Raw genomic sequence first — 20,737 nt, 5'->3', positions numbered from 1 at the left:
AGAGGTGCATCACAGGCTCTGGTCAATGGCTCCGGACAAAATGCGCAGACATGCCTGTCAAGTTGCTGGGTGTCAGCGCAGCCAGCGCTCCGTTCATAGTGCCCGCATTTTCCAGCAGTTGCAAGGCCAGGCGCTGTAGCTCCTGGGGATTCTGCGTGGCAATGGTGGTGGTCCGTATCGGGCCGCCCAGATGGCGTTCGGCGCAGGCCTGCAGCGTCATCAGTTGGGACTGGGCCTTGCGGCGTTCAGCGGCCGTGTTGTTGTGCAGCAAAGCGGCCACCATGCATGGCAACCCGGTGTGCAGGGCAATCTGCTTGAGGCTCTTGTAGCTGGTCATTACGCCCGCTGCACCACTGCCCATGACCACTAGCGGCACTGTGGTCGTGTGGGTCAGCAGGGGCCCCAGGGTGGACGCTGGTGCGTGAATCACCATCAGACCGTAGGTCCTGAAGTAGGGCAACAGGCTCTCCATCGGCGACCGCGTGGTGCCGCTTGCCTTGCGGCTCAGATACTGCAGCCCCTTGGCCGCCGGTATCACGGCGAGCGAGGATGCCGTGGCGCCCAGGTTCAGGCTCGCACCGTCATTCCAGGTGGCATGTTGCAGCAGGTGCAGCAGCCCGGGGCTGTCGTCGGACTCCTGCGCCGTGCCGTCGAGCACTACCACCGGATAGCCCAGCCGCTGCAGGCTGGCGCAGATCTGCCACAGCGTTTCCAGACCGCTCGCAGTGTTGCCCTGGCTGGCCACCGCCAGCAGCCGCAACTCGGCCTGCGGGGTGAGGCTGTGCAGGCTGGACGCCTGATGAAAACCCAGATCAAGCATCGACCAGCCCCCCCTCCGTCACGGTGTCGGGAGAGTGCGAGAAAAAGAAGTTCAGGTCCGTGGCCTTGGGGTCGAACGCCGACTTGGCTGGCGCGCGCATGGACGCGCTGATCAGTTGGTGGGCGTTGGCGCGTTCCCAGTCCTCGGGCACGCGCTGGCCGTTGGTCACGCCGCGCAGCACCATCTGGTGACGGATCAGCGCATCGATCGCGGGGCCCAGCTTCACGGCTTCGTCCACCTTGGACAGGATGGCCTGCTGCGAGCCGTCGGTCTTGAAGGCGGTCAGCACGTCGTCCAGCGTGTCGCCGTGGCAGCCGGCGTTGAGCACCAGCAGGCGGTTGACGTGGGGCAGGTCCAGCACGTCCAGCATGTCGCGCTTGCGGGGGTCGCGAGGGGCCACGCCGGTGGTGTCGATCAGCACCATCTTCTTGCCGCTGAGCAGGCCCAGCAGGTCCTGCAGCGCGGCGCGGTCATGGGCCAGGTGGGCCACGATGCCCAGCATGCGGCCATACGTACGCAGTTGTTCGTGGGCACCCACACGGTAGGTGTCCAGCGTGATCAGGCCCACGCTGCCGGGGCCGTGGATGCGTGCGCACATCGCGGCCAGTTTGGCGGTGGTGGTGGTCTTGCCCACACCGGTGGAGCCCACCATGGCGAAGATGCCGCCCTGTTCGTAGAGTGGGGGATCGGTCTGGTCGGTCTTGAGGTTGCGCTCCAGCACCTCCATCAGCCAGCGCACCGATTCGCCAGCCGACAGGTCTTCAGGCATGCGTTCGAGCACGGCGCGGGCCAGCGATGGGGAGTATCCAGCACGGATCATCTTGAGCATCAGGTTGGACTGGATCGGGTTCTGGCGCGCCTGGCCCAGCCAGGCCAGCGTGTTGAAGCGGTCTTCAATCAGCTCCTTCATCGCGTGCAGTTCGTTCATCACGCTTTGCTGGTTGTTCGACTGGATCAGGTGGGCGCTGGGAGCCTCTTGCCGACGGCGTGGTGGTTCGGGCGGGATGTCCATCGGGATGGTGCGCAACGGGTTGTGGCGCGCCACAGAGGGCGCTGGCATGCGTTCGCGTTCCGGCTCCTGGTCGCGGCTGCGTTCAGACAGTGTTTGGGGCTCCGACGGGCCGTTCAGTGCCTCGTGGCGACGGCGCAGCATGCGCTCGCGCACATAGTCCTGGAACGACAGCGTGCTCATGGCCAGTTGTTCGGTGTCTTCCTCCACCGGGTTGCGGCCCAGGCCAGACGCTGCGGCAGGCTGGCTGGCGCGCTGTGGTGCGCTGCGCGCGGTGCTGGGCGCCAGCAGGGGTGGGTTGGAAGAAGAGGTGGGCACACCACCGTCCAGGGCCGACAGCGTGTCCTCGGCCGTGGCCACCACTTCGACGCCGTTGGCCGTGGGGCGGTTGGACAGGATCAGCGTGCCGTCGCCAAAGGCCATGCGCGCCTTGGCCAGAGCCTCCCGGGAGGTGGGGGCGGTAAAGCGTTTGATGTTCATGCTGATGCACCTCTAAGGATCGGCCCAATACGGATGGTGTGGGTCTCTGGAATTTCACTGTGTGCCAGCACCTGCAGGCGGGGCGCCACGCGGCGCACCAGGCGGGAGATGGCATTGCGGATCTGGTCTGGAACGAGCAGGCAGGCGGGCAGGCCCATTTCTTCCTGCTTGAGGGCCACTTCGGCCGCTTTTTGCGTGAGGATGTCGGCCACGCCTGGGTCCAGCGCAGGCCCTGCGGCGTTGCCCAGGGCTTGCACCAGCAGGCGCTCCAGGCCGGGCTCGATGGCAATGACGTTGAGCTCGCGGGTGGGGCCGTAGATCTGCTGCACGATGGCAGGCGAGAGCGCAATGCGCACGCGGCGGGCCAGCTCGACGGGGTCCGAGACACCACCGGCAAACTCGGCCAGCGTTTCGATGATGGTGCGGATATCGCGGATGTGCACAGACTCTTCCAGCAGCAGCTGGAGGACTTTCTGGAACGTTGCGATGGAGACCATTTTCGGAACCACTTCTTCGATGAGCTTGGGGGCCAGCTTGGCCACGTGTTCCACCAGTTGCTGGGTCTCGGTACGACTCAGAAGCTTGGCGGCTTGCACTTGCATCAAGTGTGACAAATGGGTGGCCATCACGGTTTCGGAATCAACGACGGTAAAACCAGCCATTTGTGCCGCTTCCTTCTGCCGATCGTCGATCCAGTGTGCTGGCAGGCCAAAGGCGGGGTCCGTAGTGGCCGTGCCGATCAGTGGTGTGGTGATGCCGCCGGGGTTGATGGCCAGGAACATGCCGGGGAAGGCTTCACCCTCGCCCACCACCACGCCGCGCAGCGTGATGCGGTAGCCGCTGGGCTTGAGTTCGAGGTTGTCGCGCACGTGCACGGCCGGTGGCAGAAAGCCCACCTCTTGCGCAAACTTGCGGCGCACGCCCTTGATGCGGGTGAGCAGGTCGCCCTGGCGGCTCTTGTCCACCAGGCTGATAAGGCGGTAGCCCAGTTCCAGGCCCAGCAGGTCCACAGGCTGCAGGTCGTCCCAGGTGGCTTCGCCGTCGGCGACAGGAGCGGGTGGCGCTTCGACCACCGGGGGCGCCTTCTGGCGCTCGTACATCACCCAGGCGCCATAGCCCAGCAGACTGCCCATGGTCAGGAACACCACGTGCGGCATGCCGGGGATCAAGCCGAGCAAAATCAGGATGCCGGCGGTCACGCCCAGCACGCGTGGCGACATGAACAGCTGCTGCACGATCTGGCGGCCCATGTCGTGGTCCTTGCCCACGCGCGAGATCACCATGGCGGCTGCCACCGAAATCAGCAGGCCGGGAATCTGTGCCACCAGCGCATCGCCAATGGCCAGCAGGATGTAGCTGTCTGCGGCCTGCTTGGCCGACAGGTCGTGCTGCAACACACCAATGGCGAAGCCGCCAATGATGTTGATGAGCAGGATCAAGATACCGGCGACCGCATCGCCGCGCACGAACTTGGAGGCACCGTCCATGGAGCCGAAGAAGTTGGCTTCTTCTGCCACTTCGGCGCGGCGGCGCTTGGCTTCTTTTTCGTCGATCAGGCCCGCATTCAGGTCGGCGTCCACCGCCATCTGCTTGCCGGGCATGGCGTCCAGGGTGAAGCGGGCCGACACTTCGGCAATGCGCTCCGCGCCCTTGGTGATCACCACAAAGTTGATGACCACCAGAATGGCAAACACGATCAGGCCAACGGCAAAGTTGCCGCCGATCAGGAAGTGGCCGAAGGCCTCGATCACCGCGCCAGCGGCGCCCGGGCCCTGGTGGCCTTCGAGCAGCACCACGCGCGTGGAGGCCACGTTCAGCGACAGGCGCATCAGCGTGGTCAGCAGCAGCACCGAAGGGAAGGCCGCGAAGTCCAGCGGGCGCAGCATGTAGGCCGCCACCATCATCACCATCAGCGCGACGGCGATGTTGAGCGTGAAAAACGCATCCAGCAGCCACGGCGGGATGGGCAACACCATCAGCGCCAGAATCGCCACCACCAACAGCGGTGCCGACAGGCCCTGCAGGGCACCGGCGTTGGTGCCCGCCCATTGCTGCAAAGACTTTACAGAGGTGTTCATACGGCGGCACCTTGCACCGTGGTGCGGTTCAGCGGATCGAGTTCAGGCGGCACGAAAGGCTCCACCAGGCTATCGGGCATACGGCCTTCGCCACGCAGGGCGGCCTTCAGGCGGTACACATAGGCCAGCACCTGGGCCACAGCGGTGTAAAGCGTGGCGGGGATGGCCTGGTCCAGCTCGGCGTGGGCATACAGCGCGCGGGCCAGCATGGGCGACTGCAACACGGGCACGTCGTGCTCCTTGGCCACGTCGCGGATCTTCATCGCGATGAGATCGGTGCCGCGCGAGATGACCTGGGGCGCGCTCATGGTCTTCTCGTCGTACTTGAGGGCCACCGCATAGTGGGTGGGGTTCATCACCACAAAGTCGGCCTTGGGCACGGCGCCCACGCTGGCGCGGTCGGCGATCTCGCGCTGCTTTTGGCGAATGCGACCCTTGGTATGGGGGTTGCCGTCCGACTCCTTGTGCTCCTGCTTGACTTCCTCGTGCGACATTTTCAGGCGCTCCTTGAAGAAGTGCGCCTGCAAAGGCACATCCACCAGAGCTGCCAGGAATACGACCAGCAACAACAGGCTCATGCCCGAGGTCAGCCAGTCCGCAATCTGGCGAATGGCCAGCGGCGAGGGCTGCAGCACCAGCATGGCGACCGATTCGATGCTGTTGCCCAGGAACTTCCAGGCCACGTAGCTCAGGATGGCGGTCATCAGCACCATCTTGGCCACGTTGGCCATCTGTTGTTTGGAAAACAGGTTGGTCAACCCGGAGATCGGGTTGAGGCGGTTGAACTGCGGCGTGATGGGCTTGGCGCTGAGGATCCAGCCGCCCGCCCCAATGGCGCTGATCAGCGCGGCAGCGCTGGTGAGCGTGGCAAACACTGTGCTGGCCACCAAGCCCACGATGACCATGTCCTGCAGACGGGAGAGCATGGTGCCCGGCGCCATCACGGTGGCCGCATTGAACGCCAGCTGCTGGCTCATGGCCCACTGCATGCGGTCCATCAGCTCAGGCGCCAGCAGCAGCATGCACGCCGCCCCTGCGCCCAGGATGGCCAGGTGCGACAGGTCGCGCGAGCGTGCCCCTTGACCGTCTTCGCGCGCTTTTTGCAGCTTGCGCTCTGACGCGGGGAGGCTTTTTTCTTGGCTGGATTCCATGGTGGCATGACGGCTGGTGTCATGCCATTGTCGTGAGCGACCTGGAAATCTAAAGGCTGATAAGGGGGCTGCAGCCCCCTCTTTTCGGTAACGGCCTGGGTGTTTTCAGTGGCGGGACTCTGCCCGGATCGCGCCGTGCGCTACCATTTTCAATATCAAAATGATAGCTGCTAGCGCTTATTGCATAAGCGCTAGCAGCCAATTAGACCGGAGGTGGAGGGTCAGAAGCCGAGGCTGGCCAGCAGATCGTCCACCTGGGACTGGTCGGTGACCACGTCGGGGGTGTTCTCCGGGTCCACCACCGGGCCCTGCAGGTGTGCTGGGCGGGCGGGCTCGGCGGGCACCTGCGCGCTGGACGGGGCCGTCTGGATGAGCAGCTGTACCAGTTGCTCTTCAATGGTGGCTGCCAGGTTCACCACGCGCGCAATCACCTGGCCGGTGAGGTCGTGGAAGTCCTGCGCCATCATGATTTCCGTGAGGTGCGTGTCGGCCTCTTTGGTCACGCGCTCCACGTCGGTCATGAAGTTGAAGATCTCGCCCTTGGCCACGGCAGCCACCGGGTCTGCAACCAGCGAGTTGACCACCCGGCGCGTTTCCGCCGCGATGTAGTCGTGCTGGGCCTTGGCTTGTTCGACGCGGTTGAGCACCTTCTCGGCAGCCTCTCCGGTCAGGCGGGCGATGTATGACAGTCGGCTCTGCGCGTCGGGCAGTTCGCCCATCGAGCCGCGCAGCTTGTCGGCGTAACCCAGCTCGTTGAGCGAGTCGTGAAGTTGGCGAGTCAGCAGGCCAATTTTGTGGTGAACATCGGCTGGCTGGCTGTTGTCCGGTGTGTCGTCCATGGTGTCATAACCCCATCTTCTTCAGAATCAAGGTCACCTTCTCTTCCAGGGTCGCCTTGGTAAAGGGTTTGACGATATAGCCCGCAGCACCCCCCTGCGCAGCGGCAACGATGTCTTCCTTGCGGGCTTCGGCGGTCACCATCAGGACGGGCAGGTGTTTGAGCTTGTCGTCCTTCTTGATTTCGGCCAGCAGCTGGAAGCCGTTCATGTTGGGCATGTTGATGTCGGTCACCACAAAGTCAAACTTGCTATTGCGAAGTTTGTTGAGTGCGGCGACGCCGTCCTCGGCTTCGTCAGCGTCTGCAAACCCGCTCTCCTTGAGCAGGTTGCGAACGATGCGTCGCATGGTGGAGAAGTCGTCAACGATCAAAAAACGAAGGGCTGTGGTCACTTGGGACCCTTTCAGTCGAGATTTACTGTAAGCATTGTCATGGGCGGCAGGTTTGGTGACAAGTCGTAACTGTTACCTGCTTGGGGGGGGATTTTCCCGCTTTTCAGTCAACAGTTCTGTGGACGTGATTTCGGGGATCCCTTTGCCCATGAGCCGTTCTTCGGCCTCGCGGGTCAACACCGTGATGGTGATGCGCCGGTTGGAGGGGGAGCGTGGGTTCTGGGGATCCAGCAGATCACTGGCGGCCAAGCCCACCACACGGCCCAGTTTAGCGTCTGGCATACCGGCAGAGACCAGTTCCCGCCGCGAGGCGTTGGCGCGGTCGGCCGATAGCTCCCAGTTGCTGTAGCCCTTTTCACTGTTGCCATAGGGCACGGCGTCGGTGTGGCCCGCAAGACTGATGCGGTTTTCGACGCCCCCCAGGGCCGCGCCAATTTCTCGCAGGATGTCGCGCATGTAGGGTTTTACCAACGCACTGCCGCTGTCGAACATGGGGCGGTTCTGGTCGTCAATGATCTGAATCTGCAGGCCGTCGGGTGTGATGTCGATGCGGATCTGCGACTTGTACTCATTCAGGCGCGGGTTTTCGGTGATCAGGGCATCGATCTTGGCCTCCAGGGCCTTGATGCGTTCCTGGTCCTGCTTGGCGCGTTCTGCGCGTGCGGCATCGATGCTCATGCGGCGCTGTTTGGCTTCTTCCACATCGGAGCGGCGCACTTGGCCGTGCACCTTGGCCAGATCGTTGCCGCCGCCCGGAATGACGCTGGAGCTGTTGCCCGCACCGTCGCCTCCGGTCATCGCCACTTTGAGTGGCGAAGCGAAATACGCCGCAATGCCCTGCAGTTCGCCCTTGGCCGTGGAGCCCAGCAGCCACATCAGCAAGAAGAACGCCATCATCGCCGTCACAAAGTCGGCGTAAGCGATCTTCCAGGCGCCACCATGCACCGCGTGGCCGCCTTTCTTGACGCGCTTGATGATGATGGGCTGAAGCTTCTTTTCTGCCATGGTCAGCTATCTCTCCGGCTTTCCATGACGCTGCGCACCGCCTGCGGCCTTTGATACCAGCGCGTCCCAGGCCAGGGCAGCCGAGAAAGGGCCGCCCCGCAGCGCCTCAGGGAGGAGTCTCATTTTTTCCCCTTCACATGCCCTTCCAGCTCCGTGAAGCTGGGACGGACGTTGGAGAACAGCACCTTGCGGCCAAACTCAATGGCTGTGGCGGGGTTGTAGCCTTGCATGCTGGCCAGCAGGGTGGACTTGATGCACTGCAGCTCTTTGGCTGCGTCCTCGGTCTTTTGCTCGACGAGGCCGCCCAGGGGCTCGACCACGCCGTAAGCCAGCAAAATGCCCAGGAACGTGCCCACCAGCGCCGAGCCGATCATGCCGCCCAGCACCGACGGCGGCTGGCCCACCGATCCCATGGTGTTCACCACGCCCAGCACGGCCGCCACGATACCGAACGCAGGCAGGGCGCCCGCCAGCCGCGCAAGGGCCGCAACGGGGGCGTGGGCTTCCTGGTGATGGGTGTCGATTTCGCTGTCCATCAGCGCTTCGATCTCGTGCGAGTTGAGGTTGCCCGACACCATCATGCGCAGGTAGTCGGTAGTGAACTCGATCACGTGGTGGTCGCTGCCTACGGTGGGGTATTTCTTAAAAATCTCGGATTCGTGGGGTGCCTCGACATCCTTTTCAATGGCCATCAGTCCCTCTTTGCGGGCTTTTTGCAGGATGTCGTAGAGCATGGCCATCAGCTCCATGTAGCGCTCTTTGGTGTATTTGGAGCCCTTGAGCGCCATCGGCAGCGCGGCCATGGTGGCCTTGATCACCTTGGGCTGGTTGTTCACCACAAACGCACCCAGTGCGCCCCCCAGGATGGTGATGATCTCAAACGGCAGGGCCTTGAGAATCACGCTGATATTGCCTCCGTGCACGATGTACACACCGAAGATGCAGCCGAGGCAGACGACGTAACCAATGATGACAAACATGCTTTAGACGTGTTGGGCGGCAGCTGGGGCACGACTGCAGCGTAGTGGTCTGCAGTCCACGGATTGACCGAAGGTTACTGTAAATGTATCGGATTGCAGAACGCGGAATGCCGCAAGAGAGCGGTCAACAGGGGGCTTCTTGGGCGAATGGGCGCCTGCCTGGCTATCGAGTGCGGGGCTGAGGGGCTGAATTGGCTCGACGGGTGATCTGCAAGCCAGCAGAGCGCTGCAGCCTCCCGATTTTGCCAAAACGTGTCGATGCGCAGGTGTTCTATGCCTTTGTTGCTATTTTGTTTATAGCAATCTGGAGATTCCGTGCACTACCAATGCGTCGTTCGCCGTTGATGGCGCTTGCAAACGCCCTATTTGGGCGGTGTTTCTGCGGCGACTGGGCCTTTTTGGTCATCTGGGGCTGCACTATGCTGCGGGCATGAAAGCTGTACTGCTGGCGGGCGGGCTTGGCACCCGCATCTCGGAAGAGTCGCACCTGCGGCCCAAGCCCATGATCGAGATCGGTGGGCGGCCCATCCTGTGGCACATCATGAAGATGTACGCCGCCCATGGCGTCAACGACTTCATCATCTGCCTGGGTTACCGGGGCTACGTGATCAAGGAATACTTCGCCAACTACTTCCTGCACATGTCGGACGTGACCTTTGACATGGCCAACAACCGCATGGAAGTGCACCACCGCCACGCCGAGCCCTGGCGCGTGACGCTGGTGGACACCGGCGAAAGCACCATGACCGGCGGGCGCCTGCGCCGGGTGCAGGAATATCTGCCTGCGGGCGAGCCCTTTTGCTTTACCTATGGCGACGGCGTGGCCGACCTCGACATGACGGCCCAGTTTGCCTTTCACCGCGCCCACGGTCTCCAAGCGACCGTGACCGCCGTACAGCCGCCGGGCCGCTACGGCGCCCTGGTGCGTGACGGCGACACCGTGGCCGGGTTCGAGGAAAAACCGCGTGGCGACGGCGGCTGGATCAACGGCGGCTTCTTTGTGCTGCAGCCCGAGGTGATCGATCTCATCGACGGCGACGCCACCAGCTGGGAGCAGGAGCCCATGGCCCGCCTGGCCAGCAGTGGCCAGCTGCGCGCCTTTGAACACACCGGCTTTTGGCAGCCCATGGACACGCTGCGCGAGAAGAACCTGCTCGAAGACCTGTGGCAATCGGGCCGCGCGCCCTGGAAGTGTTGGTAATCCACGATGCGCCCTGATCCCGACTTCTGGCGCGGCAAGCGCGTGTTGCTCACCGGCCACACCGGTTTCAAAGGTGCCTGGCTCGCCCTGTGGTTGCAGCGCCTGGGCGCGCAGGTGACCGGTGTGGCGCTGCCGCCTGCCACCGACCCCAATCTGTTTGCTCTGGCCCAGCTGGCCCAGGCAGGCGCGGGCATGGAGAGCCATTTTTGCGATATCCGCAGCGCGCAGGCCTTGGCGATGCGGGTGCGCGCCGCCCGGCCTGAGGTGGTGCTGCACCTGGCCGCGCAGGCGCTGGTGCGGCCCGGCTACGCGGCACCGCTTGACACCTTTGCCACCAACGTCATGGGCACGGCGCATTTGCTCGATGCCTTGCGCGGCCTGGCGGGCGTGCGCGTGGCGGTGGTGGTCACCACCGACAAGGTCTACCGCAACCGCGAATGGGCCTACCCCTACCGCGAGGACGACCCCTTGGGCGGGCACGACCCCTACAGCGCCAGCAAAGCCGCCGCCGAGCTGGTCACCGCCAGCTACCGCGATTCCTTCCTGGCCGCCCAGGGTGTGGCCGTAGCCACCGCCCGCGCGGGCAATGTGATTGGCGGCGGCGACTGGGCGCAAGACCGCCTGCTGCCCGACGCCGTGCGCGCCTGGGAAAAGGGCGAGACCCTGCACATCCGCCGCCCCCAGGCCACACGCCCCTGGCAGCATGTGCTGGAGCCGCTGGCCGCTTACCTGCGCCTGGCCCAGTGCCTGTGGGAGTCGCCCACGCTGGCCGGTGCCTACAACTTTGGCCCGCTGCCGCACGAGGCGGCCACCGTCAAAAATGTGATCGAATTGGCCGCTAGTGCTTATCCATCAAGCGCTACCAGCTATGACAACGATAGCAAAGGACCGCACGAAGCCGGTTGGCTGGCGCTGGAGACCGCGCACGCCCGCCAGGTGCTGGGCGTGGCCCCGCACTGGGCGCTGAACACCGCCGTGGCCCGCACCATGAACTGGTACCGCCAACAACATGGCGGTGCCGATGCGCGCGCGCTGTGCCTGGCCGACATCGACGCCTGGGAGGCGCGCCCATGAGCCGCCTGGCCCTGGCGCCGCTGCCGCTGACGGGGTTGTTCCGCGTGCAACGCCAGCCCTTGGTGGACGAACGCGGCTTTTTTGCGCGCCTGTTCTGCGCCGAGGAGCTGGCGGGCTCGGGCTGGACGGCGCCTATCGCCCAAGTCAACCAGAGCTACACGGCGCTCAAAGGCACCGTGCGTGGCATGCACTACCAAAAGCCGCCACACGCCGAGATGAAGCTCGTGAGCTGCCTGCGCGGCGAGGTCTGGGATGTGGCCGTGGACCTGCGCCACGGCTCGCCCACCTTTTTGCAATGGCATGCCGAACATTTGTCGGCCGACAACGGCAGCGCGCTGCTCATTCCGCCTGGTTTTGCGCACGGTTTCCAGGCGCTGACGGACCATGCCGAGCTGCTTTACTGCCACTCCGCGGCCTACGCGCCAGCGGCCGAGGCCGGGTTGCACCCGCTTGACCCGCGCCTTGCCATTGCCTGGCCCCTGCCTGCGAGCCACCTCTCGCCCCGCGATGCGGGCCAGCCCTGGATGACCGAAAAAATCGAAGGAGTGCGCCTGTGAAGTGCCGACACTGCGGCAGCCCGCTGCAACTGCCGTTTTTGGACCTGGGCAGCGCGCCCCCGTCCAATGCTTACCTGAGCGAGGCCGCCCTGCGCGCGCCCGAAACCTGGTTCCCGCTGCGCCTGCTGGTGTGCGAAACCTGCTGGTTGGTGCAGACCGAAGACCACGCCGGGCGTGAGGCGCTGTTCACCGACGACTACGCCTATTTCAGCTCGTTCTCGTCGTCCTGGTTGACCCATGCCAAGGCCTATGTCGACGCGATGCGTGAGCGCCTGGGCCTGACCGCCGAAAGCTGCGTGGTCGAGGTCGCGTCGAACGACGGCTACTTGCTGCAGTACGTGTTGGCTGCGGGCATCCCCTGCTATGGCGTGGAGCCCACCGCCAGCACAGCGGCGGCGGCGCGCGCCAAAAGCATCGAGGTGGTCGAGCGTTTCTTTGGTGTGGCGCTGGCCGACGAGCTGGCCCGGGCTGGTCGCCAGGCCGACCTGATCGCCGCCAACAACGTGTTGGCCCATGTGCCCGACATCAACGACTTTGTGGGCGGCTTCACGCGGCTGCTCAAGCCCCACGGCGTGGCCACGTTCGAGTTCCCGCACCTGCTGCGCATGGTGGAGGGCTGCCAGTTCGACACGGCGTACCACGAGCACTATTCCTATTTGTCGCTCACGGCGGTGCAGCGCATCTTCGCGGCCAACGGCCTGGTGGTGATCGACGTGCAAGAGCTGCCGACGCATGGCGGCAGCCTGCGAGTGTTCGCCGCCCGCGCCGACGCTGTGGGCCACCCGCAGGCCACGGCTGAAGGCGCCGCCCGCGTGCAGCAACTGCTGGCCAACGAGGCAGCGGCAGGCATGCTGGGCGCAGGTTTTTACAGCGATTTCCAGGCCCAGGCCATACGGGTCAAGCGCGAGCTGCTCACATTTTTGCTGCAGTGCCAGGCCGATGGCGTGAGCGTGGGCGCCTACGGAGCTGCCGCCAAGGGCAACACCCTGCTCAACTTCGCGGGCGTGCGGCCCGACCTGTTGCCCTATGCGGTGGACAAGAACCCGGCCAAGCAAGGCCAGTACCTGCCCGGTAGCCACATCCCGGTGGTGAGCGAGGCGCACCTGCGCGCCCACAAGCCCCAGCGCATCCTCATCCTGCCCTGGAACCTGCGCAGCGAGGTGGCTGACCAGCTGGACTACACGCGCAGCTGGGGTGCGCAGATGGTGGTGGCCGTGCCGCGCCTGGAGGTGTTTTAGGTGATCGAGCTGCACCCCACCGCCAAGGTTTCGCACTTGGCAGACATCGAAGACTCGGTGCGCGGCACGCGCATCGTGGTGGGCGCGCATTCGGTGATCGACAGCTTCGTCAAGGTCAAGCCTGCGGGCGGCAGCGGCGACCTGGTGGTGGGCGAGCATGTGGTCATCAACGCGGGCTGCGTGCTCTACACCGGCAACGGCATCCATATCGGCAACTACGTGGCGATTGCCGCCAATTGCACGTTTGCGCCGGTCAACCACGCCTATGCCGACCGCAGCCGCCTGATTCGCGAGCAGGGTTTTTTGCCCAGCAAGGGCGGCATCGTGATCGAAGACGACGTATGGATCGGCGCCAACTGCGTGCTGCTCGACGGCGCCGTGCTGCGGCGCGGCTGTGTGGTGGGCGCGGGCTCCATCGTGCGCGGTGAGCTGCTGGCGTACACCGTGTATGCCGGGCAACCGTTGGCGGCCGTGGGGGAGCGCCGGTGACGGGCCTGCCCCTTTCGACGTTTACCGTGCTGGGCGCCTCGGGCTACATCGGCAGCCGCCTGGTGGCGCATCTGCGGGCCCAGGGCCACACGGTGTGGGCGCCTGCGCGCGGCGATGCCGAGGTGTTCACCCGGCCGCTGGGCCATGTGATGTATTGCGTGGGGCTCACCGCCGACTTTCGCACGCGCCCGTTCGACACGGTGGACGCCCATGTGGGCCTGCTGGCCGAGGTGCTGCGGCGCGCGCAGTTCGACTCGCTGCTGTACCTGTCGTCCACGCGTGTCTACATGGGGGCAGCGTCCACGCACGAGGATGCACCGCTGACGGTGCTGCCGGGCGACCCCTCGTACCTGTACAACCTCACCAAGCTCACCGGCGAATCGCTGTGCCACGCCAGTGGCCGCGCCGGGGTGCGCGTGGCGCGCCTGTCCAACGTGGTGGGGCCGGGTTTGGACGCTGCATCGGGCAACCTGGTGGCCGACCTGGTGCACCAGGCGCAGGGCGGCCACATCGTGCTGCGCTCCGATCCGCAGTCCGCCAAGGACTATCTGCATGTGGACGACCTGCTGGACTGGCTGCCACGGATTGCGCTGACGGGCCGTGCGGCCGTCTACAACGTGGCCAGCGGCCGCCAGACCACCCACGCCCAGTGGCTGGCCTGGTTGCAGGCGCGCACGGGCTGCACGGTGGAGGTGGTCGCTCACGCACCGCTGCAGGCGTTTCCCCCTATCAACGTGCAGCGGCTGCTGGGTGAATGGGGCGTGGCGCCCCGCGCCGTGCAGGCCGATGACCTCTTGCCATTTCTGCCGTCGAATGACCCTGTTGGAGTACCCCCGCCATGAACCCCGTTGACCAATTCGCCCAGGAACGCCGCGACCGCCTTGCAGGCTATGCCCAGGACACCGCCTTCCAGACCCTATCGCGCGACTGGCTGCAGGCCTCGATGCAGCGGCAGTACGTCTACAACTTCGACTGGATGGGGCGGCCCATCATCCAGTACCCGCAGGACATGGTCGCGATGCAGGAGCTGGTGTGGCGCGTGCGGCCAGACCTCATCATCGAGACCGGCATCGCGCACGGCGGCTCGCTGGTACTCAGCGCCTCACTGCTGGCGCTGCTCGACATGAGCGATGCGATTGAGGCGGGCACCACGCTCGACCCGCGCGCCTCGCGCCGCAAGGTGCTGGGCGTGGACATCGACATCCGCGCCCACAACCGCGCAGCCATCGAAGCCCACCCCATGGCCAGCCGCATCGCCATGATCCAGGGCTCCGCCGTGGCGCCCGAGGTGGTGCAACAGGTGCATGAATTTGCCCAGGGCTACCAGCGCGTGCTGGTGTGCCTCGACTCCATGCACACGCACGACCATGTGCTGGGCGAGCTCAACGCCTACGCGCCGCTGGTCACCCCCGGCAGCTACTGCGTGGTGTTCGACACCTTTGTGGAAGACATGCCGCCCAAGTTCTTTGCCGACCGCCCCTGGGATGTGGGCAACAACCCCAAGACGGCGGTGCACCAATGGCTGGCCGGGCACGCCGAGTTTGAGATCGACGCCGAGATGGAGCAGCGGCTGCAGGTCACCGTGGCGCCACATGGGTTTCTGTGCCGCAAGGGGTGAGGGCGAGGCCCTTGGGGGCGAGATTTTGGCTAAAAATGCTGCCTGGCGCTTGATGAATATGAGCTGGTAGCTATCAAATTGATAGTGATCGCCTGGGCGGAGCAGCCCCCGCAGCCAGGCGCCCGCCCCTGGGCGTCAGGCTGCAGACCCGGAGCCCAGGCCCATCGCCTGCGTGGCATGCCGCAAATAGGTCACGGCAAATTCGGTGTGGCCGTGGGCGTGTTCCACCTCCGCCAGGCAGGCCAGGGCCACGGGGTCGTTGGGCACGGCGCTGAGCACGGTTTCGGCCAGTTCGGTCACGGCGATCCAGTGGCGGTCCTTGAGGGCCGGGCCCTCGCTGGCGTCGGTGCCGGTGGCGGGTGTGGGCGGCGGGGCGGCCTTGGCCTTGTCCACCAGGCCCTGCAGGCGCTGGTGGGCTTCGTGCAGGCTCACGCGCTGGCCGGGTTTCAGGCCCACGCCGGGCACGGGCGGCTGGGTCCAGGCCTCGGGTAGCTGGGGCAGCCAGTCCTGAATCGCTTGCGCCTGGGCTTCGGGCTCGCCGGGGTGCTCGGCCCGGGCCAGCCACTGCAACCACATCACACGCAGGCCTTCCGCGAAGTGGTGGTTGAAGATGTCCTCGCGCATCAGGGCAGACGCCTCCACCTCAGCGCGCAAGCCCTGCCGCAGGGTGTTCAGCGCCTGCACATCGGCCGCCAGGTCGGTGGCGATGCGCACATAGTCCTCGGGCGTTTCGGCCAGCCATTCGGTGCGGCCCAGGTAGGCGAGCAGGCCTACGCCCATGCGGCTTTTGAAGCTCTCGCCCACCATCGACACGATGGGCAGGCCCATCCACAACACGTCGAAGGTGGTGGTGCCGCCGGTCAGCGGGAAGGGGTCGAGCGCGATGTCGATGCGGTGGTAGGTCAAGTACTGGTTGTCGTTGCGCAATGCCACCAGGTCTACCTGTGCCGGAGGCAGACCCAGGCGCTCACAGCGCTCTCGGTAGGCCTGCGCAAAATCGGGGCGGTCCAGGTTCTTGCCCTCGATGAGCAGGCGCGAGCCCGGCACGGCGGCCAGCACCTGGCCCCACAGGGCCAGCACCTCGTCGGTGAGCTTGCCCAGGTTGTTGCAGGAGCCAAAGGTGATGAAGCCGTTGGCGAGCGCAGGCGCGGGGCGCACCTGGTAGCGCGGCTGGTAGCGCCACAGCGGGTTGCGGCTCATGGGGCGGTAGCAGGCAAACAGCGTGGGCAGGCGGTAGAGCTGCTCGGTGTACTGCGTTTCGGCGCCAGGCGGGTCGGTGATCTCGTCGGTGAACTTGTAGTCCACGGCCGTGAGCCCGGTGGTGGCCGGGAACCCCAGCCATGACACCTGCACCGGGGCCGCCTTATGGGCCAGCGTCAGCAGGCCGTTGTTGCCGGTGTGGCCTGCCAGGTCGATCAGGATGTCGATGCCTTGGGCGCGAATGGCCTCGGCCTGCTGCTGCGGGCTGAACCCGGCCAGGGGCACAAAATGGTCGGCATGGCGCTGGACGCGCTGGGTGACGTGATCGTCCCGCGGGAACAGATAGAAAGCGAAAACCTCAAACTGCCGCCTGTCCAGTTGCACCAGCAGGCCCTCCACAAAGTACATCACCGAGTGCACGCGGAAGTCGGGGGAGAGGAAGCCGATCTTCAGGCGTCGCCATGGCGAGCCCCGGTGCTCCTGGAAATCGGGCCATTCTGGGCGCAGCGGTGGCTCGAACACAGCGCCGTACTGCCGGGCTGCCTCCGAGAGCTGGGCGGCGTTCACCTGGGGATCTGCCAGCATGAACAATAACTTGTTGGTGTAGTTGCCTGGGTCGTTGTAGCGCAGGGCGATGGCTGTCTCGCAGTCCTTCACCGCCTCGCGCACCTGGCCCAGCTCGCGCCGGTGGATGGCGCTTTGCATGAGTGCGGCGACGCGGTCGTGCAGTGTCTCGGCCAGGGCGGCGGCCTTCTGGCTGGCGTCAAAACCCTTGTCGTGTTGGGTCAGCAGGTAGCAGCATTCGGCCAGCTTGATCCAGCCAATGGCCTGCTGGGGACGCAGCTCGCACACCTTTTCCAGCAGAGGCAGGGCGTCGATATTGCGTGCTTGCTCAATGAGCACGTTGGCATAGTTGACGAGTAGCTCGGCGTCTTCAGGCCAGTACACATAGGCCTGTCGGTACGCCTTGAGGGCGGCGTCGAACTCGCGCTGCTTGTTCAGCGAGAAGCCCAGCAGCCGATGCGCGCTGAGGTTGCGACTGTTTTTGCGCAGGGCCTGGCGGCACAAGCGGGTGAGAAGGGGCCAGTCGGCAGCAGCAAGTGCGGCCTGCAGGCGGGACGCGTCCTGTTCGGTGTGTTTGGTGTGCACGGTGGCGCCGATCTACGAGCAAAGGAGCGGGAGGTGGATGCAGTGTGCCATGTACAAAGGGGCCCGATGGGCCCCTTTGGTGTTGCTGTTTCACTGCGCAGCGTGTGGTTTGGTCAGGTTACTTGAGCAGAGACAGCACGCCCTGCGGGATCTGGTTGGCCTGGGCCACCATCGCCGTACCGGCCTGTTGCAGGATCTGGGCGCGCGACAGGTTGGCGGTTTCGGCCGCGAAGTCTGCGTCCTGGATGCGCGAGCGCGATGCAGACAGGTTCTCAGACGTGATCTGCAAGCTGGCGATACTGGTTTCGAAGCGCGATTGCAGGGCGCCGAGCTTGGCGCGCTCGCCGTTGATGAAGGCCAGGGACGAATCTACGGTCTTGAGCGCGTCGGTGGCGTTGGTGAACGTGGTCACGTCCAGGTTGGCCACGGTGTGCAGCGAGGAGCCACCGTTGTCCAACTGGTTGCTGGCCGAGGTCACGGCGAAGGACTTTTCGGAGTCCAGCGTGATGTAACCGCCCGTGTTGATGAACTCCACGTTGGCGTCGGCCGCGAGCGTCTGGGTCGCGCCGTTGCTGGCACCGGCTGCATCGTAGCCGGTCACGGTCACGGCGCCCGCGTTGGCGTTGACGGTGTCACCGATCACGATGTTGTTGCCCGTGGCATTGGTCAGGATGATCTGCGTGCCGTCTGAGCTCAGCGAGGCATTGATGCCTGTCTTGGCCGATTGCTCGTTGATGGCCGACACGGCAGGGGAGAGGCGGTCGGTCCCCGTGCCTGCGACCAGCGTGAATGAAATGGTGCGGGGGCTGCCGACGTTGTCACCTTCCAGCGTCAACGAATAGGACCCGGCCGCCGCCATGCCACCCAGGTGTACTTCGGTGCGGGCTGTGGCGGTCACGCCGGTGGTGGCCTGCAGGGCATTGATCTGGTCGGCGGTGGCTTTGGCGGTAGCACTTGCGGCCACTGTCAGGGTGCCGGTGCCCAGGTAGCCGCTGACGGCTACCGAGCCAGTGGTCACACCGTTGGTGCCTGCGGTGGCTTGGGTGGCCGATGCGCCAATGCCGGAGCCGTTGGAGGCAATGTTCTGGTTGTTGCCATAGACATTGGTGCGCAGGTTGGCTGTGGCAGCCACAATGGTCTGGTTGGCGTTGGCACCCACCTGGAACTGCTGCGTACCAAAGGTGCCGTCCAGCAACTTCTGGCCGTTGAATTCGGTGGTTTGCGAGATACGGTCCAGTTCAGCGACCAATTGGCCGACTTCCTGTTGCAGGGCCTGGCGGTCACCGGCGCTGTTGGAGGCGTTGGCCGATTGCACTGCCAGTTCACGGACCCGCTGCAAAATGTTGCCAGCCGACCCCATTGCACCTTCAGCCACCTGTGCCAGAGAAATCCCGTCGTTCGCATTGCGAACAGCCTGGTTCAGGCCACGGATCTGGCTGGTGAAGCGCTCGGAAATCGCCAGGCCGGCGGCGTCGTCCTTGGCGCTGTTGATGCGCAGACCAGATGACAACCGCTGAATAGCGGTGTTCAACGAGGTCTGGCTCATGCCCAGATTACGCTGCGCGGTGAGCGAGCTGATGTTGGTGTTGATGGTTGCTGCCATGGCGAAACTCCTTAACGTCGCGAGACGGATCTGTTTGCCGGTTCAAGCGCACCCGTCCGGCTGTCAATGGGGGAACGATGGATGGATTGTGGAGACGCTGATTTCTGGTGTAGGGGAGATAAGCGGCAAAAAAGTCGCGCAACTTGTGCGTTTGCCCCTCAAGTTTTCCGGCGGCGACCCGAAAACAATTGCAACGGTCCGTAAGCGGCCCGCCGTTCACCAGATGGCCTGCAGCACTGGGAACCCAGGAGGCCAGCGCGGTGCTGGCGCCCCCGGCTGGCGGCAACGCCATATTCAGTCAGTTCTTTCAGGAGATTTGCAATGGCTTCCACCATCAATACCAACATCGCTTCGCTCACGGCCCAACGCAACCTGGGTATGAGTCAGACTTCTCTCAATACGTCCATTCAGCGCCTGTCGTCCGGCTTGCGCATCAACAGCGCCAAGGACGACGCTGCTGGCTTGGCGATTTCCGAGCGCTTCACCAGCCAGATTCGGGGCCTGAACCAGGCTGTTCGTAACGCCAACGACGGTATCTCCCTGGCGCAAACCGCTGAAGGCGCCTTGAAGGCTTCCGGCGACATCCTGCAACGGGTGCGTGAACTGGCTGTGCAGTCGGCCAACGCCTCCAACAGCGCTGGCGACCGCCAAGCCCTGCAACAGGAAGTCGGCCAACTGGTGTCCGAACTGGACCGTATCTCGCAAACCACGGAATTCAACGGCTCCAAGCTGCTGGACGGCAGCTTTGGTACGCAGCAGTTCCAAGTGGGTGCCAACGCCAACCAGACCATCGTGGCTGCCACGGGCAACCTGCGCACCAGCGTCTACGGCAACAACCAGAACGTCGCCTCCAACGGCTCGGGTATTGGCGCATCGGCCACCCAAGCTACCGCAGGCACCAACGGCGTGACCACTGGCAGCGTGGCCATTAGCGGTGCTCTGGGCACAGGTACGCTGACCGTGGCTGTCAGCGCCACGGCCAAGGCTACGGCCGACCAGATCAACGCACTGAAGGCCGACACCGGTGTGACCGCCACGGCCCGTACCGAAGTGCGCCTGGGTGGCATGGCTGCAGCCGGCTCTTACTCGCTGACGCTGGAAGGTGACAACGTGGGGGCGCCGCGCACCGTGTCGTTCACGCTGACTTCCGCTACCGGCACTGACCGCCTGTCGGCCGCCGTGTCGGCTATCAACGACCAGACGGCCAAGACGGGTATCAACGCCTCGCTCAGCTCCGACGGCAGCCAGATCATCCTGACCAACGCCACCGGCAACAACATCGTGGTCGGTGATACGACCAACGCCAATGCCGCCGCAGTGACGGTGACTGGCTACGACGCAGCCGGTGCCAGCAATGGCACGGCCCGCACGTTGGCAGCTGACACCACTGCTGAGTTCGTGAACACTGGCGGCTACATCACGCTGGACTCGGAAAAGTCCTTCGCTGTGACCTCGGCCAGTAACCAACTGGACAACGGTGGCTCCTCGCTGCAAACCGTGGCCAACCTGGACGTGACCACGTTCGGCAACGCCACCAACGCCCTGAAGACCGTGGACTCTGCCCTGGCCTTCATCAACGGCGAACGCGCCAAGCTCGGTGCTCTGCAGTCGCGCTTTGAAACGTCGATCAGCAACCTGCAAGTGACCTCGGAAAACCTGTCTTCTTCGCGCAGCCGCATTCTGGATGCCGACTTCGCCGCAGAAACAGCTAACCTGTCGCGTTCGCAGATCCTGCAACAGGCCGGTACGGCGATGGTGGCCCAGGCCAACCAGCTGCCACAAGGTGTGTTGGCCCTGCTGCGCTAGTAAGCGGCGGGCACGTCGGTCGGGGCGTTGCAGCGCCCTGACGGACCCC

General features: G+C 64.7%; 18 protein-coding genes. 8 read left to right on the top strand and 10 right to left on the bottom strand.

Annotated elements, in window-relative coordinates:
• Positions 1–22: 22 nt before the first annotated feature.
• The 8 genes from OIN59_RS13945 to motA form a co-directional block, all read right to left on the bottom strand.
• A complete protein-coding gene (locus OIN59_RS13945) occupies positions 23–820 on the bottom strand; it encodes a hypothetical protein (protein ID WP_274111289.1) in 798 nt (265 codons plus the stop codon).
• Complete coding sequence (gene flhF, locus OIN59_RS13940; protein WP_274111287.1) at positions 813–2,309, bottom strand: flagellar biosynthesis protein FlhF; 1,497 nt, start codon at positions 2,307–2,309, stop codon at positions 813–815. The genes OIN59_RS13945 and flhF overlap by 8 nt, the downstream gene beginning before the upstream one ends.
• Positions 2,306–4,387, bottom strand: coding sequence for a flagellar biosynthesis protein FlhA (flhA, locus tag OIN59_RS13935; protein WP_274111285.1), 2,082 nt, complete (start codon positions 4,385–4,387; stop codon positions 2,306–2,308). Before flhA ends, flhF begins: the two co-directional genes overlap by 4 nt.
• Complete coding sequence (locus OIN59_RS13930) at positions 4,384–5,538, bottom strand: EscU/YscU/HrcU family type III secretion system export apparatus switch protein (protein WP_274111283.1); 1,155 nt, start codon at positions 5,536–5,538, stop codon at positions 4,384–4,386. The genes flhA and OIN59_RS13930 overlap by 4 nt, the downstream gene beginning before the upstream one ends.
• 221 nt (positions 5,539–5,759) lie before the next feature.
• Positions 5,760–6,377 (bottom strand): protein phosphatase CheZ, encoded by a 618-nt coding sequence (locus tag OIN59_RS13925; protein WP_274111281.1) that lies wholly within the window; start codon positions 6,375–6,377, stop codon positions 5,760–5,762.
• 4 nt (positions 6,378–6,381) lie between these two features.
• Positions 6,382–6,768: a chemotaxis response regulator CheY gene (cheY, locus tag OIN59_RS13920; protein WP_010466076.1), complete on the bottom strand. Its 387-nt coding sequence runs from the start codon at positions 6,766–6,768 to the stop codon at positions 6,382–6,384.
• Positions 6,769–6,840: 72 nt separating this feature from the next.
• On the bottom strand, positions 6,841–7,773 hold the full coding sequence (gene motB, locus OIN59_RS13915; protein ID WP_274111275.1) for a flagellar motor protein MotB: 933 nt from the start codon (positions 7,771–7,773) through the stop codon (positions 6,841–6,843).
• A 119-nt stretch (positions 7,774–7,892) separates the two neighbouring features.
• A complete protein-coding gene (motA, locus tag OIN59_RS13910; RefSeq protein WP_274111273.1) occupies positions 7,893–8,753 on the bottom strand; it encodes a flagellar motor stator protein MotA in 861 nt (286 codons plus the stop codon).
• 430 nt (positions 8,754–9,183) lie between these two features.
• On the opposite strand from motA, the gene rfbF reads away from it, so the two are divergent.
• From rfbF to OIN59_RS13875, 7 genes are read left to right on the top strand one after another with little or no spacing between them, the layout of a single operon-like run.
• Positions 9,184–9,954, top strand: a complete 771-nt coding sequence (gene rfbF / locus OIN59_RS13905; RefSeq protein WP_274111271.1) for a glucose-1-phosphate cytidylyltransferase — start codon at positions 9,184–9,186, stop codon at positions 9,952–9,954.
• A 6-nt stretch (positions 9,955–9,960) separates the two neighbouring features.
• Positions 9,961–11,028 (top strand): CDP-glucose 4,6-dehydratase, encoded by a 1,068-nt coding sequence (rfbG, locus tag OIN59_RS13900; RefSeq protein ID WP_274111269.1) that lies wholly within the window; start codon positions 9,961–9,963, stop codon positions 11,026–11,028.
• Positions 11,025–11,585: a dTDP-4-dehydrorhamnose 3,5-epimerase family protein gene (locus OIN59_RS13895; protein WP_274111267.1), complete on the top strand. Its 561-nt coding sequence runs from the start codon at positions 11,025–11,027 to the stop codon at positions 11,583–11,585. Before rfbG ends, OIN59_RS13895 begins: the two co-directional genes overlap by 4 nt.
• Positions 11,582–12,823, top strand: a complete 1,242-nt coding sequence (locus OIN59_RS13890; RefSeq protein WP_274111265.1) for a class I SAM-dependent methyltransferase — start codon at positions 11,582–11,584, stop codon at positions 12,821–12,823. Before OIN59_RS13895 ends, OIN59_RS13890 begins: the two co-directional genes overlap by 4 nt.
• Complete coding sequence (locus tag OIN59_RS13885) at positions 12,824–13,312, top strand: acyltransferase (protein ID WP_063461651.1); 489 nt, start codon at positions 12,824–12,826, stop codon at positions 13,310–13,312.
• Positions 13,309–14,154: an NAD-dependent epimerase/dehydratase family protein gene (locus OIN59_RS13880; RefSeq protein WP_274111261.1), complete on the top strand. Its 846-nt coding sequence runs from the start codon at positions 13,309–13,311 to the stop codon at positions 14,152–14,154. The genes OIN59_RS13885 and OIN59_RS13880 overlap by 4 nt, the downstream gene beginning before the upstream one ends.
• Positions 14,151–14,930 carry a cephalosporin hydroxylase family protein gene (locus OIN59_RS13875; RefSeq protein ID WP_274111259.1) on the top strand — a complete coding sequence of 260 codons (780 nt, stop codon included), beginning with the start codon at positions 14,151–14,153 and terminating at the stop codon, positions 14,928–14,930. The genes OIN59_RS13880 and OIN59_RS13875 overlap by 4 nt, the downstream gene beginning before the upstream one ends.
• Before the next feature lie 135 nt (positions 14,931–15,065).
• Here the strand turns inward: OIN59_RS13875 and OIN59_RS13870 are convergent, their stop codons facing one another.
• Complete coding sequence (locus OIN59_RS13870; RefSeq protein WP_274111257.1) at positions 15,066–17,279, bottom strand: O-linked N-acetylglucosamine transferase, SPINDLY family protein; 2,214 nt, start codon at positions 17,277–17,279, stop codon at positions 15,066–15,068.
• Between the two features lie 118 nt (positions 17,280–17,397).
• Positions 17,398–18,882: a flagellin N-terminal helical domain-containing protein gene (locus OIN59_RS13865; RefSeq protein WP_274111255.1), complete on the bottom strand. Its 1,485-nt coding sequence runs from the start codon at positions 18,880–18,882 to the stop codon at positions 17,398–17,400.
• Between the two features lie 321 nt (positions 18,883–19,203).
• On the opposite strand from OIN59_RS13865, the gene OIN59_RS13860 reads away from it, so the two are divergent.
• The gene (locus OIN59_RS13860) at positions 19,204–20,688 is read left to right on the top strand and encodes a flagellin N-terminal helical domain-containing protein (RefSeq protein WP_274111253.1); all 1,485 of its coding nucleotides are present in this window, start codon (positions 19,204–19,206) and stop codon (positions 20,686–20,688) included.
• Positions 20,689–20,737 lie beyond the last annotated feature (49 nt).

The organism is Acidovorax benzenivorans, from assembly GCF_028680575.1.
Classification (GTDB): Bacteria; Pseudomonadota; Gammaproteobacteria; order Burkholderiales; family Burkholderiaceae_C; genus Acidovorax; species Acidovorax benzenivorans.
Note: the sequence above shows the minus strand (reverse complement) of the source record. Positions and strands in the feature narration are given on the sequence as shown.

What these genes read in the sequence shown, in the direction of transcription:
- rfbG (WP_274111269.1), top strand. Translation starts at nt 9,961, where the DNA reads ATGCGCCCTGATCCCGACTTCTGGCGCGGCAAGCGCGTGTTGCTCACC.
- OIN59_RS13945 (WP_274111289.1), bottom strand. Translation starts at nt 820, where the DNA reads ATGCTTGATCTGGGTTTTCATCAGGCGTCCAGCCTGCACAGCCTCACC.
- OIN59_RS13895 (WP_274111267.1), top strand. Translation starts at nt 11,025, where the DNA reads ATGAGCCGCCTGGCCCTGGCGCCGCTGCCGCTGACGGGGTTGTTCCGC.
- OIN59_RS13925 (WP_274111281.1), bottom strand. Translation starts at nt 6,377, where the DNA reads ATGGACGACACACCGGACAACAGCCAGCCAGCCGATGTTCACCACAAA.
- OIN59_RS13930 (WP_274111283.1), bottom strand. Translation starts at nt 5,538, where the DNA reads ATGGAATCCAGCCAAGAAAAAAGCCTCCCCGCGTCAGAGCGCAAGCTG.
- motB (WP_274111275.1), bottom strand. Translation starts at nt 7,773, where the DNA reads ATGGCAGAAAAGAAGCTTCAGCCCATCATCATCAAGCGCGTCAAGAAA.
- OIN59_RS13865 (WP_274111255.1), bottom strand. Translation starts at nt 18,882, where the DNA reads ATGGCAGCAACCATCAACACCAACATCAGCTCGCTCACCGCGCAGCGT.
- rfbF (WP_274111271.1), top strand. Translation starts at nt 9,184, where the DNA reads ATGAAAGCTGTACTGCTGGCGGGCGGGCTTGGCACCCGCATCTCGGAA.
- flhA (WP_274111285.1), bottom strand. Translation starts at nt 4,387, where the DNA reads ATGAACACCTCTGTAAAGTCTTTGCAGCAATGGGCGGGCACCAACGCC.
- motA (WP_274111273.1), bottom strand. Translation starts at nt 8,753, where the DNA reads ATGTTTGTCATCATTGGTTACGTCGTCTGCCTCGGCTGCATCTTCGGT.
- OIN59_RS13875 (WP_274111259.1), top strand. Translation starts at nt 14,151, where the DNA reads ATGAACCCCGTTGACCAATTCGCCCAGGAACGCCGCGACCGCCTTGCA.
- flhF (WP_274111287.1), bottom strand. Translation starts at nt 2,309, where the DNA reads ATGAACATCAAACGCTTTACCGCCCCCACCTCCCGGGAGGCTCTGGCC.
- OIN59_RS13860 (WP_274111253.1), top strand. Translation starts at nt 19,204, where the DNA reads ATGGCTTCCACCATCAATACCAACATCGCTTCGCTCACGGCCCAACGC.